This is a genomic window from Bacillus sp. Bos-x628 (assembly GCF_040500475.1).
GTDB lineage: Bacteria > Bacillota > Bacilli > Bacillales > Bacillaceae > Bacillus > Bacillus maqinnsis.
Genome location: NZ_CP159358.1, coordinates 48,087 through 62,847, shown reverse-complemented (window position 1 = coordinate 62,847; position 14,761 = coordinate 48,087). Strand labels below are relative to the sequence as shown.

17 protein-coding genes and 1 other annotated feature are annotated in these 14,761 nt (G+C 41.5%); of the genes, 2 read left to right on the top strand and 15 right to left on the bottom strand.

What is annotated here, in order from left to right; all coding sequences use genetic code 11:
• Positions 1-22: 22 nt before the first annotated feature.
• From safA to nadB, 4 genes are all read right to left on the bottom strand, one after another.
• Entirely contained in the window at positions 23-1,195 is a 1,173-nt protein-coding gene (gene safA, locus ABVJ71_RS00300; protein WP_353855077.1) for a SafA/ExsA family spore coat assembly protein, read from the bottom strand.
• Positions 1,196-1,326: 131 nt separating this feature from the next.
• Complete coding sequence (gene nadA, locus ABVJ71_RS00295) at positions 1,327-2,436, bottom strand: quinolinate synthase NadA (protein ID WP_353855076.1); 1,110 nt, start codon at positions 2,434-2,436, stop codon at positions 1,327-1,329.
• Complete coding sequence (gene nadC / locus ABVJ71_RS00290; protein WP_353855075.1) at positions 2,423-3,286, bottom strand: carboxylating nicotinate-nucleotide diphosphorylase; 864 nt, start codon at positions 3,284-3,286, stop codon at positions 2,423-2,425. The genes nadA and nadC overlap by 14 nt, the downstream gene beginning before the upstream one ends.
• A complete protein-coding gene (gene nadB, locus ABVJ71_RS00285) occupies positions 3,268-4,857 on the bottom strand; it encodes an L-aspartate oxidase (RefSeq protein WP_353855074.1) in 1,590 nt (529 codons plus the stop codon). Before nadB ends, nadC begins: the two co-directional genes overlap by 19 nt.
• Positions 4,858-4,937: 80 nt before the next feature.
• Here nadB and ABVJ71_RS00280 point away from each other — a divergent pair, with 80 nt between their 5' ends.
• Together ABVJ71_RS00280 and ABVJ71_RS00275 are read left to right on the top strand one after the other, a co-directional pair.
• The gene (locus tag ABVJ71_RS00280) at positions 4,938-6,080 is read left to right on the top strand and encodes an IscS subfamily cysteine desulfurase (protein WP_353856487.1); all 1,143 of its coding nucleotides are present in this window, start codon (positions 4,938-4,940) and stop codon (positions 6,078-6,080) included.
• Positions 6,081-6,083: 3 nt separating this feature from the next.
• Positions 6,084-6,626: a transcription repressor NadR gene (locus ABVJ71_RS00275; RefSeq protein ID WP_353855073.1), complete on the top strand. Its 543-nt coding sequence runs from the start codon at positions 6,084-6,086 to the stop codon at positions 6,624-6,626.
• Positions 6,627-6,782: 156 nt separating this feature from the next.
• Here the strand turns inward: ABVJ71_RS00275 and pheA are convergent, their stop codons facing one another.
• The 11 genes from pheA to minC form a co-directional block, all read right to left on the bottom strand.
• A complete protein-coding gene (gene pheA, locus ABVJ71_RS00270; protein ID WP_353855072.1) occupies positions 6,783-7,664 on the bottom strand; it encodes a prephenate dehydratase in 882 nt (293 codons plus the stop codon).
• A 19-nt stretch (positions 7,665-7,683) separates the two neighbouring features.
• The gene (locus ABVJ71_RS00265) at positions 7,684-8,127 is read right to left on the bottom strand and encodes an ACT domain-containing protein (RefSeq protein ID WP_353855071.1); all 444 of its coding nucleotides are present in this window, start codon (positions 8,125-8,127) and stop codon (positions 7,684-7,686) included.
• Positions 8,128-8,182: 55 nt separating this feature from the next.
• The gene (obgE, locus tag ABVJ71_RS00260) at positions 8,183-9,469 is read right to left on the bottom strand and encodes a GTPase ObgE (RefSeq protein ID WP_353855070.1); all 1,287 of its coding nucleotides are present in this window, start codon (positions 9,467-9,469) and stop codon (positions 8,183-8,185) included.
• A gap of 21 nt (positions 9,470-9,490) precedes the next feature.
• Positions 9,491-10,084 (bottom strand): sporulation initiation phosphotransferase B, encoded by a 594-nt coding sequence (locus ABVJ71_RS00255; RefSeq protein ID WP_353855069.1) that lies wholly within the window; start codon positions 10,082-10,084, stop codon positions 9,491-9,493.
• Positions 10,085-10,357: 273 nt separating this feature from the next.
• On the bottom strand, positions 10,358-10,642 hold the full coding sequence (gene rpmA, locus ABVJ71_RS00250; RefSeq protein WP_003216586.1) for a 50S ribosomal protein L27: 285 nt from the start codon (positions 10,640-10,642) through the stop codon (positions 10,358-10,360).
• Between the two features lie 5 nt (positions 10,643-10,647).
• Positions 10,648-10,992: a ribosomal-processing cysteine protease Prp gene (locus ABVJ71_RS00245; RefSeq protein ID WP_353855068.1), complete on the bottom strand. Its 345-nt coding sequence runs from the start codon at positions 10,990-10,992 to the stop codon at positions 10,648-10,650.
• Between the two features lie 14 nt (positions 10,993-11,006).
• Positions 11,007-11,315, bottom strand: coding sequence for a 50S ribosomal protein L21 (gene rplU, locus ABVJ71_RS00240; protein WP_353855067.1), 309 nt, complete (start codon positions 11,313-11,315; stop codon positions 11,007-11,009).
• Between the two features lie 12 nt (positions 11,316-11,327).
• Positions 11,328-11,400 (bottom strand) — a sequence feature (ribosomal protein L21 leader region).
• Between the two features lie 66 nt (positions 11,401-11,466).
• Entirely contained in the window at positions 11,467-12,336 is an 870-nt protein-coding gene (locus ABVJ71_RS00235) for a M50 family metallopeptidase (RefSeq protein WP_353855066.1), read from the bottom strand.
• A complete protein-coding gene (locus tag ABVJ71_RS00230) occupies positions 12,329-13,111 on the bottom strand; it encodes a M23 family metallopeptidase (RefSeq protein ID WP_353855065.1) in 783 nt (260 codons plus the stop codon). The genes ABVJ71_RS00235 and ABVJ71_RS00230 overlap by 8 nt, the downstream gene beginning before the upstream one ends.
• A gap of 112 nt (positions 13,112-13,223) precedes the next feature.
• Complete coding sequence (gene minD / locus ABVJ71_RS00225) at positions 13,224-14,027, bottom strand: septum site-determining protein MinD (RefSeq protein WP_353855064.1); 804 nt, start codon at positions 14,025-14,027, stop codon at positions 13,224-13,226.
• Positions 14,028-14,029: 2 nt separating this feature from the next.
• A complete protein-coding gene (gene minC / locus ABVJ71_RS00220) occupies positions 14,030-14,713 on the bottom strand; it encodes a septum site-determining protein MinC (protein WP_353855063.1) in 684 nt (227 codons plus the stop codon).
• Between the last annotated feature and the right edge of the window lie 48 nt (positions 14,714-14,761).

Below are 14,761 nucleotides of genomic sequence, written 5' to 3'. Positions count from 1 at the left end.
ATTGAGATCGTCCCTTCGTTCACTAATCTTCTTCATCTTCTTCTGGTCTTGCGAAAACAGATTGATTTGGATTTTGTTGCATGGAATGCTGCGGGTATGCACCCATTTGTCCATAAGGAACAGGGTTTGGATAATATCCCATCCATGGTTGATGATGTTGTTGCTTCATGCCCTCATCACAGCCACAGTCTTCCTTGCCATACGCTTCATTTGGTCCATTTGGATAAAAACCTTGATTCATGTTGGCATTTGCATTTGGAAGCATATGATGATGCCAATGGTGTCCATCATTTGCATGATGCTCATAATTTTCTCCATAATAAGCTGGCGCATGATATGCCGGATAGTATGGCTGAGCATGGTAAGGATACGGCATCATATGATGATAATACGGCTGAACGGGATAACAAAATCCTGAACCCGGTAAAATAGGTGAAGCAGGTACTAATTGCTGTGGATATGGATACATAGCAGGCGGCGTATAACTGCCATAACCATAATAAGGATCATACTGCTCATGATGATGTTGGTGATGATCTTTATTTTCAGCCATTCCCCCTACATTCGCTCCTCCTACATTCGGCATTTGCGGGAAATTAGGCAGATTTGGGTCATTGTTATGTTCCATGTTTTTTCCCTCCTCTTTTTGTTGTGGAATATGAATGAACGGATCATATCCCTTAGCCACCTCATCTTTTTCATGCTCTTTATGTTCATGATGAAAATGGTCCTTGTGGTCTTTTTTCTCATGAACATCATCTTTCTTTTCATGATAGTAATCTTTTTTCTCATGATGTTCTTTTTTTGGAGGAGGCGTGAATGGTTGATAAAGATTGGTCTGATAATAGTTCACATCTACTTGCGGGAAAACTGGCTGTTCTATCTTTGGGACTGGCGGTACATACGGAACCGGCTCATTTGGCTTTTCTTTAGGCGTTGTATCTTGAACTTGAACGACATCCTTAGGCTTTTCTTTCACATACGGATGTTCTTTAGGCTTTGGCTTTTCTTTTGCTTTGTGCTGATCTGTTTTCACAGGGACACCACTTGATGGAATCTTAATTTTCATACCAGGCATAATCAAATCTGGATTACTGAGCTGTGAATTTAGTTTTTTCAATTCTTGAAAGTCGACACCATATTTCTTTGAAATTTTCCAAAGGGAGTCTCCTTTTTGCACAATATGAATTTTCAACGTTTTCCCCTCCTATGCAAAACGTGAACGTATCGGTTATGTCAGAAGTACAATATGTTTCAATATAAATTTATGCATATTTACAAGCCAATATGATAAAAACTTGTTTTCTTGTAGGAGGGGAAACTTGATTATCTAATGGTCAACATTCGATTCAGTGCATGCAGTGCCTCTTTTGTGATTTCTTCTTCGACCTGAATCAAACCGACCGGCTTGCCCTTTTCAATGCTTTCCAATGACCATAATAAATGGGGCAAATCAATGCGGTTCATCGTTAAACACGGACACATATCTGGGTTTAGTGATTCAATTTGTTTGTCTGGATGTTGATCTATAATACGCTTGACCAAATTCATTTCAGTGCCAATCGCCCATTTGCTTCCAGGTGGAGCCTGTTCAATTGTATCAATAATAAATTTCGTTGAACCAGCCAAGTCTGATGCTCTCACCACCTCATGCGTACACTCCGGATGAACGAGGATTTGAATATCACGATCCCTTTTTCTCATTTCTTCTATATTCTTGATCGTAAACTTCTCGTGTACTGAGCAGTGACCTTTCCATAAAATCATTTTGATGTTGTGAAGAGGCTGATCGGTGATGAGCTTCTCTTCTATCTGGTCCCACACAGCCATTTGCTCTAAAGGGATACCTAAATCAAAGGCAGTATTACGTCCTAAATGCTGGTCAGGAAGGAAGAGAATCCGTTCTTTTTGAGTGAGTGCCCACTTTAGCACATTTTTGGCATTTGAAGAGGTGACAGTAGCTCCGCCATGTTTGCCAACAAATGCTTTGATAGCAGCCGTTGAATTCACATAAGTGAGTGGAAGAATCGTATCACCAAACAAATCTGTGAGCTTTTCCCATGCTCTGTCGGTCTGTTTCATATTCGCCATATCCGCCATTGAGCAGCCCGCTCTCATATCAGGTAACAACACGTGTTGGTTCTTCTTTGACAGCATATCAGCCGTTTCAGCCATAAAATGAACGCCGCAGAAGACGATGTATTCCGCCTTATGATTATCAGCCGCCATTTGCGCAAGCTGCAAAGAATCTCCCGTCGCATCTGCGAATTGAATCACCTCGTCCTTTTGATAATGATGGCCTGGAATAAAAAGTTTTTCACCAAAAGCTTGTTTTATCTCTATCACTCGCTTTTTCATCTCTTCATAAGAGCGGTGCTTATATTCATCCGGCATCATGGTCTCGTTTTGATTTGTTAACAAATCAAGCATGGACATGAGTTGTTCCCCCTTTGTGACTAAATTCCATATTCATACTGAAATCAAATGACGATGCAGAATGTGTGAGAAAGCCAAGGGAAATGAGATCTACGCCGGTATGCCTGTAGTTTGGCAAGGTGTCTAACGTGATCCCTCCTGATGCCTCTGTCAAGATCGTCTCCGGCGTCATTTGTTTAAACCGTTTTACTTGATCTGGTGAGCAGTTATCAAACATAATGACATCTGCTTTCGCTTCAATTGCTTCCTTTAGTTGCGTTTCTGTTTCAATTTCCACTTCTATTTTTACCATATGACCAGCATAAGTTCTTGCTTTTTCTACAGCTTCACGGATCGAACCGCATGCCGCAATATGGTTATCTTTGATCATCACACCATCTGATAAGCCAAATCGATGATTCTTTCCGCCTCCTACTTTCACTGCGTATTTCTCAAGCATGCGCAATCCAGGCGTTGTTTTTCTCGTATCACATATCGTAATGGCTGGATCATCTAATCTTTGAATCGCTTCATGTGTTAGCGTCGCAATTCCTGACATTCGCTGCAACACATTCAGAATGACCCGCTCACCTTTTAACAAATCGTTGATCGGTCCTGATATTTTGGCTAAAACGTCACCTTTCGTCAACCATTCACCATCATGAAAGAACAATTGAGTATGAATGTGTTCATTCAGCAAATGATAACCCGTTTCAATCACTTGCGACCCCGCAAGTACACCCGATTGTTTCGCCATGATGTAAGCTGTTCCTTTCTTATCTTCAAAAATGGCTTCTGCTGACACATCCCCAAAGCCAATATCTTCTTGAAAAAAATGCGTGAGCATTCGCTTTAACTGTAAACGTTCCAATTGACACCGATCCTTTCGTTTTTCATTATTTGAACTTGATCTTTTTCATGAATAATTTGTTTACCTCGCCAGAAGGCATCTTCTCTTTTCGGATAGTCCGTTCGATAATGACCGCCTCTGCTTTCTGTACGGAGAAGGGCAGATTTCGCCATACAAATCGCTAATGACCAACAATTCAATAATTCCACCTGCTCATTTGTGATATCCTTCACATTTATTGGCTGAAAAGACACATGTTCTAATGCCGCTAGCAGTGCCTGCAAGCCTTTCTGATGTCTCACAATCGCCGCATATTTTGTCATCAAATGTCTCAGTTTGGTTTTTGAGATGTCTGGAACTTGCCATACTTCTTGAATTTCAACAGAAGGTACTTTCACATGTCGCTTTGGCATTTGTTCAATTCGCCGGGCAGCTTTGTTACCTGAAACAAGACCTTCCAAAAGAGAATTACTTGCTAACCGATTGGCTCCATGTAAACCTGTACACGCCGCTTCGCCTATCGCAAATAATGATTGAACGGCTGTTTCTCCATGTTCATTCACCATGATCCCGCCCATTAAAAAGTGCATACCAGGAGAAACTGGCAACCTGCCGCTTCTAATATCGATCCCAGCCTGTTGACATAGCGCATAAATGGTTGGAAAGCGCGTTGAGAAATGTGGAATGCCTTTAATATTAAGATAAATTTGATGACCAGCCTCTTGCTCATTATAAATAGCTCTAGCAACAACATCTCTAGGTGCTAAATCTACCTGCGGATGAATACCTGCCATGATTCGTCTACCTGTTTCATCCTCTAAGTATGCCCCTTCTCCTCTCACCGCCTCTGAAATAAGACCAACTGCTTTTCCATCAATCGTTAGAAGTGTAGGATGAAATTGAACAAACTCTAAATCCACTAATTGAGCACCAGCACGATAGGCCATCATGATCCCATCTCCAGTTGCAGAAGGGGCATTTGTATTTGTCTCATATAAGGAACCACAGCCTCCTGTAGACAAAACAACAGCATCTGCAGTCATTGTATGTGTGTGCCCTTTCTCGTCTTTCCATACAACACCAAAGCATTTCCCTTCATTGACTAAAAGATCAATGACGTGATGATTTTCATATAAATGAATATGCGAGCCGAGCTGGCTTTTTAAAAACTGCACAAGGGTCTTACCTGTCTGATCTCCGCCTGCATGTAAAATACGTTCAGTAGAATGCGCCCCTTCTTTGCCTAGTTGCAGAATGCCATCTTCATCGTTATCAAAAGGACAGCCTTCTTCTACAAGTTGCTTTACAAGTTCCTTGCCTCGCCGTAATACATCCAGCACTGTCTTAAGATCTTGATGATCACAGCCAGCAGCTAATGTGTCCTGCATGTGCTTTTCAACCGAATCACGTGCTGAGAAAGCTGAGGCTATTCCTCCTTGCGCAAGCATTGAATTACTAGAGGAATATTGATTTTTTGTCATCATGATAACTTGACAGTTATCGGAGATGGTTCTAGCAAAGGATAGTGCTGCAATCCCCGATCCAACGACAATGACTTTTTTGAATGACGACACACTTGACCCTCCTGTCATTTACACCTGTCTTGACACATATCATTACACAACAATACAATAATTACAAGAAAAAATTTTCATACAGGAGATGGCTAATGTTGGTTTATTTAGATTACGCAGCTTCTACACCAGTTTCTAAGGAGGCCCTTCATGTTTTTCAACAACTTAGTAGAGATTGCTATGGCAATGCAAGTAGCCTTCATGATGCAGGGGGAAAAGCAAACGAGATTTTAACCTATAGCAGACAATCGCTTGCCAAGCTTCTTGACGGCGAATCAGATGGGGTTTTTTTTACAAGCGGCGGGACTGAATCAAATATACTTGCCATTCATTCGATCATGAATGGATTGCCAGCACATAAACAGCATATCGTCACAACAAAAATGGAACACCCTTCGGTTCATTATGCGGTAAATGCCTTAACCCATCGCGGGGTAAAGGTCACCATTATCGAACCAAATGAAGAAGGCATCATCACAAAGGACATACTAGAAGAAGCCTTATTGCCCGAAACAGGACTCGTGTCTATACAGCATGCAAATTCAGAAACAGGAATTATTCAGCCGCTTGCTGAACTAGCACCTCTTCTGAAAAAAAGACATGTATTCTTCCATACAGATGCTGTTCAAACATTTGGAAAGATCCGTGTATCGCTGAAGGAGCTTGGTGTAGATGCTATATCCATCTCTAGCCATAAAGTGTATGCACCTAAGGGCGCTGGAGCTGTATATATGAGCACAGAAGTCCCTTGGAAGCCTTTATATACAGGTGCTGTACAGGAAAGTGGATTTCGCCCGGGTACTGTGAACGTTCCATGCATCGGTGCTTTTGTTGCTGCAAGTGAACAAACCATTCTCCAGTTAGAAGAGCAGCACAAACTTGATTGTCAGCTTCGCGATTACTTCATTCAACAATTAAAAAAACAGCAACTGCCTGTCCGTACGCTACATGACAATGGAAAGCGCCGCATGCTGCCCCATATTATTGGTTGTTTTTTCGAAGGGTTTGAAGGACAATATGTAATGTTAGCATGTAACAAGCATGGGATTTGTATATCGACTGGAAGCGCGTGTGCTTCTGGTTATCACCATCCTTCCCCTGCTGTGAAAGCATTACATTTATCAGATCGCGATGCACTGCAATTCATTCGGATATCGTTTGGACGAATGACCTCAAAAGATGATATCGATCAGCTTTTGCATACATTCATGAATTTGCAAAAAGAGACGGAAGGAGAATAATACGTGGAGCACGAAAGGAAACTGATTGGAGAAGAGAGAAGAAGTGCCATTTTAGAGTGGCTGAAAGAAACCGATACACCGCTTACTGGAAGCTTTTTAGCCAAAAAAGCCGCTGTATCAAGGCAAGTGATTGTCCAGGATATTTCATTAATCAAAGCAAAAAATGTACCTATTATTGCGACAAGCCAAGGGTATGTCTATATGACGCCGCGGCAAGCTCCTGAAAAGGAAATTGAACAGATTATCGCCTGCAAGCATGATCCTCAACGAACGGAAGAGGAGCTTAAGCTGATTGTAGACTTTGGTGTGACAGTGAAAGACGTCATTATTGAACATCCTGTCTACGGTGAGCTGACAGCTTCGATTCACGTCAGCACACGTAAACAAGTGGCTGACTTTGTTCAAAAGATTTCAAACACAGGGGCATCCTACTTGTCAGAGCTAACAGATGGTGTTCATTTACATACACTGACTGCTTATAGCCAAAATCATCTTGATCAAGCGATAAAGGCATTGGATGAAGCTGGATTTCTCATCACCGATTAAAAAATAGTGATCAAAGGGACACTATCAGATGATTGACAAAGGGCTAAAATGATAGTTGTTTTAGCCCTTTGTCTTCTTTTTAAGCGTGTAAACCTATGAAGTCTAGGAAAACCCGAGCACCAGCACTCAAGGTTTGACAACGAAAACAAGACTTGTCTACACACTGTCATTCGATAATTCATATGTTTGGTAGCTGCCTAGCAACTTGACCTCACAGCCAATCGCTTCTAATTCTTGAATGGCACCGGGTACAAGGACATTATCCATTTCTTTTTCAATGTCAATGATAAATAAATATTGCCCGAGACCCGTTTTTGTTGGACGAGATTCGATTTTTGACAAGTTGAGATTTCGCCAAGAAAAAGCAGATAACACGCGATGCAGTGCACCTGATTGATCATCCTTTGGCAGGCTCACAACGATTGTGGTTTTCGGTTTTGAAGAAAAACCAGAATTCATTGGGAATGACGCCTTTGGATTCTTATGTAATATGACAAAGCGTGTATGATTGTGCGGATAATCATGAATATCTTTTTTAGCAATCGTCAATCCGTATGTTTTCGCTGCGATCTCATTGGCAATAGCCCCAACTGCCTCATCCGAATGTTCACTAATATATTTCGCTGCATAACCTGTTGATTCCACTGGACGATGCGGGATATGAGGAAACTGTCTTTTCAGAAATTGGTGACACTGTGCAATCGCATGCGGATGTGACTGAATCACATCTAGTGTCTCCCAGCTTTCCGCTCTAGATGGATGGACGAGCAAATGTTGCCGAATCGGTGCCGTCATTTCTCCCACAATGGAAAGAGCCTTTTCATGAATTAAATAATCAATTGTTAAGTTCACAGACCCTTCTAATGCATTTTCAAGCGGCACAACTGCGAGGTCCACTTCACCTTTTGATACAGCGTCCATACATTGCGGGATCGTTGCATATGCCCGCTGCACTGCGTCCTTTGGAAAACAAGAGCATACGGCCAAATGAGTAAATGTTGCCTCTGGTCCAAAATAACCTACAGTTAATTGCTTCATCTGCTATGATCTCTCCTTTTTACGCCCCAGAACCTAGAATTTCAACTTTTTCGACAAATTCAAGTTTTTTCAATTGAGTCATGACTGCATTAATATTATCTTCCATACCAGCCGTACTAATTGATAGGGTCACATTCGCTCTTCCTTGTAGCGGAATGGTTTGGTGAATGGATAAAACATTACAGCCAGAATCAGCCACAATTTGTAAAAGTCTTGAAAGGGCCCCAGACCGATCTTCAAGATGGAAAAACAATGTGATGATCTGCTCTTTGACCATCGTATAAAACGGAAATACAGCATCCCGATATTTATAAAAAGCACTACGGCTTAAATCAGCCTTTTGAACAGCATCGGCTACCGAATCGGCTTTTTTGCGATCAAGCAGTTTTTTGACTTCAAGCGTTTTTCTCATCGCATCCGGGAGTACATCCTCTCTCACTAAATAGAACGTTTCTTCTTTCACCTTTTTTCTCCCCTTTTAAAAATGGGAGAGCCCATATGCTGGACCCTCCTTGTGATCAATCAATAAATTCAAATTCAAATTCAAGCAGACGAATGATGTCGCCATCTTTCGCACCACGCTCACGAAGAGCATCATCGACACCCATTCCGCGAAGTTGTCTTGAGAAACGTTTAACCGACTCATCTCTTGAGAAGTCTGTCATCTTAAAGAGTCGTTCAAGTGCTTGTCCCGTCAGAACAAACGTACCGTCAGGATCTCTTGATATTTCAAAAGGCGCTTCTCCCTCATCAAACTTGTACATCACGCGGTTATCTGATAGGTCTTCTTCATGATAAAGCGGAAATTCCGGTGTTGTTTCAAGCTGATTGGCGATTTCAAATAAGAGCTCGCGAAGTCCTTCTCTTGTGATGGCACTAATGGCAAAGACTTGATGGTCATCGGTTAGTTTTTCTTTAAATGCTGCCAGATTTTCAGTTGCATCTGGCATATCCATTTTGTTGGCTACGATGATTTGCGGACGCTCCATCAATCTCATGTTATATTGCTCAAGCTCTTCATTAATCGTCAAGTAGTCTTCGTATGGGTCACGCCCTTCAAGCCCAGACATATCAATGACATGGACAATGACACGTGTACGCTCGATATGACGTAAAAATTGGTGTCCTAAACCAACACCTTGGTGCGCACCTTCAATGAGTCCAGGCAAATCCGCCATGACAAAACTTCGATTATCATCTGTCTCTACGACCCCTAGATTCGGCACAAGTGTCGTAAAATGATAATCCGCAATTTTTGGTTTAGCAGAAGAGACAGTGGAGAGCAAAGTCGATTTACCGACACTTGGGAATCCAACAAGTCCAACATCTGCAAGCACTTTTAATTCTAGGATGACATTTCGTTCTTTACCTGGTTCCCCATTTTCAGAAAGCTGAGGTGCAGGGTTTGCCGGTGTGGCAAAGCGTGAATTTCCTCGTCCGCCTCTTCCACCTTTTGCAATGACTGCCCGCTGACCATGCTCTGTTAAGTCAGCAATGACCTGGTTGGTCGCCTCATCTGTGACAACCGTACCAGGTGGAACTTTAACCACCAAATCTTCTGCATTTCGGCCATGCTGGTTTTTGCTCATCCCATGCTCACCACGATCTGCCTTGAAGTGACGCTTATAACGGAAGTCCATTAACGTTCGGAGTCCTTCGTCAACTTCAAACACAACATCTGCACCATTTCCACCATCACCGCCTGCTGGTCCACCTTTTGGCACATATTTTTCACGACGGAACGCCACCATACCATTTCCGCCGTCACCGCCTTTAACATACACTTTCACCTGATCTACAAACATAACTTCCTCCGTTTCTCTGCATCACACATCTCGTTCTTGCCTCAAACAAAGCTCAATCATGGACTCATGAGGAGTCACATGAAATTGCGTTATACTCATACATGGATCGTTTGCATCATGAAATGCATTAAGCGCATCCAAATTTGTTAATTTTCCTTTGAAATCAAAATATAACACGACATCATCCTCTTGATGGTCTGTTTGGAATGTAACCGTTAAATGATTTTCAGTTTTTTGGCAAACTGATTGATCGAATATCGAAAACAACTCCTGTGATACCATTAGTAGCTGCGTGTCATACGCTGATAAGTCTCGGGTTTCACCAAGCACTTCATATTCTAAGGTGATAAAATGCGACTCCCAATTAAATGTAAGAAAGTAATAGGTCAGTTGGGGAATTTTTAAATTTGAGAGTTTGGATTCATGCTGTGCTTCAATGACCATCTCTTCTATAATTTCAAACACACGGTCATATTTTTCTAAAGTCAAGTTGCCTTTGATCAACTGCAGTTTATTCATCCAGTCATGTCGTGAACGACTTAACAGCGCAATCAGTTCATTTGTTAATGCAACGTGAGTTAATTTTTCATTTTGTTTACTTCGTATCTCTTCCATTATCGCACTCCCAATCGTTTGGTCTCTCTTTTAGGAGTCTTATCATCATTATGTCTCTCTGAATTATAACAGAGAAGACAGATTAGAAAAACACTAGTTATATGAGGTAAGGTTGTTTTTTCTGATGAATAGGAGAAAATGAGGCAAAGTCAGCATGCGTTCTTTGATATTGATGGAGTACATCTTCTTTTATCATCTTTGGTATCACATTTTAAACCAATATGTCCCTTGATAGTGAAAAAAACTCCAGTCAATGACCGGAGTTTTTAGCAATTATTGTGCCGCAGGATATACGCTCACTTTTTTACGGTCACGACCGAAACGTTCGAATTTAACAGTTCCGTCGATTTTAGCGAAAAGAGTGTCGTCGCCTCCGCGTCCAACGTTTTCACCTGGATAGATTTTTGTTCCACGTTGACGATAAAGGATAGAACCACCAGTTACGAATTGACCATCAGCACGTTTAGCGCCTAAACGTTTAGACTCAGAGTCACGTCCGTTCTTTGTAGAACCTACCCCTTTTTTAGATGCGAAAAATTGAAGATCTAATCTAAGCATGAAGTTCACCTCCTATTTTTTGTTGATAATTTCACATATTCGTGATAATCTCGTTCAATTGTCTCTAAGGAAATGACCATTCCTTCTAGCAGCAACTGGGCTTTTTCAAAGGAAGATGGATCTGTTTCAGCCGGTAATTCAAAATAAAAATATCCGCCTTCTTCTCCAAGATCCAACAACGGATCAATTCCTGTCAGTGCAATAATTGAATTGACTGAGCCAAAAACAACGGCAGATACACCTGCACAAACAAGATCCTGACCTTTTTCAGCAAACTCGGCATGTCCAGTCATCTGAAAGGACGTAATGCTTTCATCTGATATTGACCGAGTAATGGTTGCTTTGATCATATCACTCACACGCCTTAAGCGTTGATTTTTTCGATAACAACTTTAGTGTAAGGTTGACGATGACCTTGTTTTCTGTGGTTATTTTTCTTCGGTTTGTACTTGAACACAGTAATTTTCTTACCGCGACCTTGTTTTTCAACTTTAGCCGTTACTGTTGCTCCAGCAACTGAAGGATTCCCCACTTTTACAGTGTCTCCGCCGACAAACAATACGTTTTCGAAAGTAACTGTTTCACCTGCTTCAGCAGCTAGTTTTTCAACATAAACAGTTTGGCCTTCTTCAACTTTGATTTGTTTACCACCAGTTTCAATAATTGCGTACATCTCTGCACCTCCTAATAAACTCAGACTCGCCGAATACAGGGGGCCATAGGCACTTTACACCTGCTTCGTGCGGTTGTAGCACGGGTGCTACATATCCATAACATTAAAAAATATATCAAATTAGACGATGAATGTCAATGTATTTTCACCGTTAATATGGTAAAAGAAGCTCTTCCATTGAGGAAGTCGTTCTTCGATCTGAAAAGTAGGCATGAAGCAATTCATTTTCATCGAGCTGACTCACTTTCACACCATTTCTTTCAATAATAATCGGATGCTTACAGCCTCTTTGAAATCGTGCCATGACGTCATATACTTTGTCTTCAGCACGCGCTTTTAGCGGAATAAGTCGCTCTACCTTTTGCTCTTTCTTTCCGTAATAACGTTCTAACAGAAAACGAACCCTGACGTAATGTCGCTGCCGATATTCCATCACAAGTGAATGGGCTAAAAAAGTGAGCAGGACCCAGCCGTTAAATTGAAGCGGGGCAAAACAGATTAAACCTACTGCCAAAAGTGAGAAAAAGACAAGTGAACCTTTTAGCGCAAGGGCATGTGCACGTTGAAAAGGATAGAAAGCAGATAAGAGCAAGAAGAATAGTTTTCCGCCATCAAGCGGCCAAATCGGCAAAAGGTTCACAAGAAGAATTGCCATATTATAAAAGGTGAAAACAGTATATATTTCATATGATAAAAAAGATGCTTCCATTAGCATCCATGCAAACAGTTGAAGCGGCAAGTGCTGAAGCGGTCCACATAAAATGACCGCCAGCTCTTCTTTTAATGGACGGTTCCCATGTTCTTCTACCTCTACTGCACCGCCAAAGGGTAATAAAAAAATTTGTCTCATGCGCCACTGATAATAACAAGCAGCCGATGCATGCCCAAGCTCATGGACGCTTACAATAATAAGCAAACAAAGGAGCGGCTTGATTTGCCCTGAAAGAATAGCAAACGCCATCACCATCCAAAGAAGCGGGTGAATGTGAATTTTCGTCAGCATTAAAAGCCATTTATTCAAAAGTGATCACCTGAATCGGGTCAATGAAATGTTCATTTTGCTTAATCGCAAAATAGTAGGTTCCTTTGCCTTGATCATTAAGTGAAATTTGACCGATTTTTTCACCCTTATCTACAAAATCATACAATGCAACATCCGCTTCCTTTAATTGACCGTACCAGCTGTAGCTGTTATCCGCATGTTGTACCACTACAGTCAGTCCTGTGTCACTTTTCTTTTTCACTTCTACAACATACCCTTCTTTCATACTGTCAATGGCTTCAGAGGATGTTTCGACTTTGACTCCAGCCCCATTTTGTGTGAATGATTCTTGCACCTTTCCAGATGCAGGAACAGCCAATTCTCGATTGGCTTGTACGTCTTTTTGACCCTCCTTTTCCTCTTTTAAAAAAGCAAGAGGGTTACCTACTGTCTTCTCAAACCATTGATTGGCGGCAGCAAATTGAAAATCTTGTTCAAAGGTTTGACTGATAAATGGTTTCAGTTGCTGAAAAGGACCTGCCTGCCCTTTGAATGATATGGCTGCGATTAAAACAAAGGAAGCGGAGATTAAACATTTCAATACAAAGGTATTTGGGTTAAACAATGGATGCCGATATTTATTGGGATGAGAAGCCTCATAGGAAGTTGCTCCTGAATGTTTTTCTTTTTCTGTCAACATGACCCATGGCGGAATATCGTCTTTATTCTTTAAAGCCGTCTTCTTTGGCATAGCAGGTTGCTTTGTTCTGCGACGCTGTGCAACTTTTTTTCTATACTCGTCCACTCGTTTCATGAGATCACCCTTTACATACAAACAGTTTGTACATGTTATGTGACAAACTGTTGCGATATGCAATAAAAAAGACCGATTCTGATCGAATCGGTCTGTCTTTTATCGTGATAGATTATGCTCTCACGCCAAAAAACGCTTTGAGCTTTGCAAACATGCCTTTGTTTTCTTCTTCAAACGATTGTAGTGGAACAGATTCACCAAGTACACGTCGTGCAATATTTCGATAAGCAATAGATGCTTTGTTTTTGGCATCCATCACAATCGGTTCACCATTGTTTGAAGCCTTAATCACTTCATCATCATCGGCTACAATCCCAAGAAGGTCAATAGATAGGTGATGCACGACTTCATCCACATCCATCGAATCACCATTTTTAGCCATGTGAGTACGGATGCGGTTCACAATTAAACGAGGCGGTTCAATGTCTTCTTGCTCTAAAAGACCGATAATCCGGTCCGCATCTCTGACAGCTGATATCTCTGGTGTCGTCACGACAATGGCCTTGTCTGCACCTGAAATGGCATTTTTAAAGCCTTGCTCAATACCAGCAGGGCAATCAATGACAACATAATCAAAGTCCTGTTTCAATGTTTGAATCAATTCTTTCATCTGCTCTGGTTCCACTGCGGTTTTATCGCTCGTTTGAGCAGCGGGTAAAAGATAGAGAAGATCATCAAAACGCTTATCTTTGACAAGTGCTTGATGAATTTTGCATCTTCCTTCTACTACATCTACTAGATCATAAATAATGCGGTTTTCAAGCCCCATCACGACATCTAAATTCCGAAGTCCAATATCGGTATCAACAAGACACACTTTTTTCCCCTGAATTGCTAATGCTGTGCCTAAGTTTGCAGATGTTGTTGTTTTGCCAACGCCGCCTTTTCCTGAGGTAATCACAATAGCCTCGCCCAATTTCACATTCCTCCCTCAAGCCTTGTCAGATTAGGTCTTATATGAGCCAATTGCTGCAGGCGTTCAATGATCATATTGCCATCTATATCTAAATAAGCACATTCCATTTCATTTCCGTCTTCTCTTTGATCCGGTGCGCGGTTAAATACTTGTGCAATGCGAAGTTGTGTTGGAATCATACGAGATGCCGAAATAACGGCTTGTTTGTTCCCATTACAACCAGCATGCGCAACTCCTTTTAAAGCGCCAAGCACAAAAATGTTTCCCCCTGCACGAACTGTGCCGCCGGGGTTGACATCCCCAATTAAAAGGAGATCGCCCTCGACATATAGCACCTGCCCAGAGCGTACGATTTTTGCCACAGACGTGATTTCAGCTTCTGCTTTTAATCGCCTCGCCTCTTCAGTAGACATGACGTCACTTTCAATTGAATGAATGATAAGGTGTTCATTTTCAGACACAGCTTCCGTCAAACGTGCCTCCTGCTCTTCTGTTAAATAACGAAAACCCAGTTTAATATGCACATTGACCTTGTGTCCTTCTCTTCCATCTGTATACTGCTCAAGTAATAGCACCTCACGCAAGCCAGAAAGAAGATCTTCAAACGAACAGTTATCATTTAACTGTAAAGTTAATCCATTTTTTGTTCCTTTTATCGTCACATATTGCTGTTTTTGAGTTTTCAAGATGCTCACCTCAACAACATACTCATTTCGCCGTAAATGGACAAATTC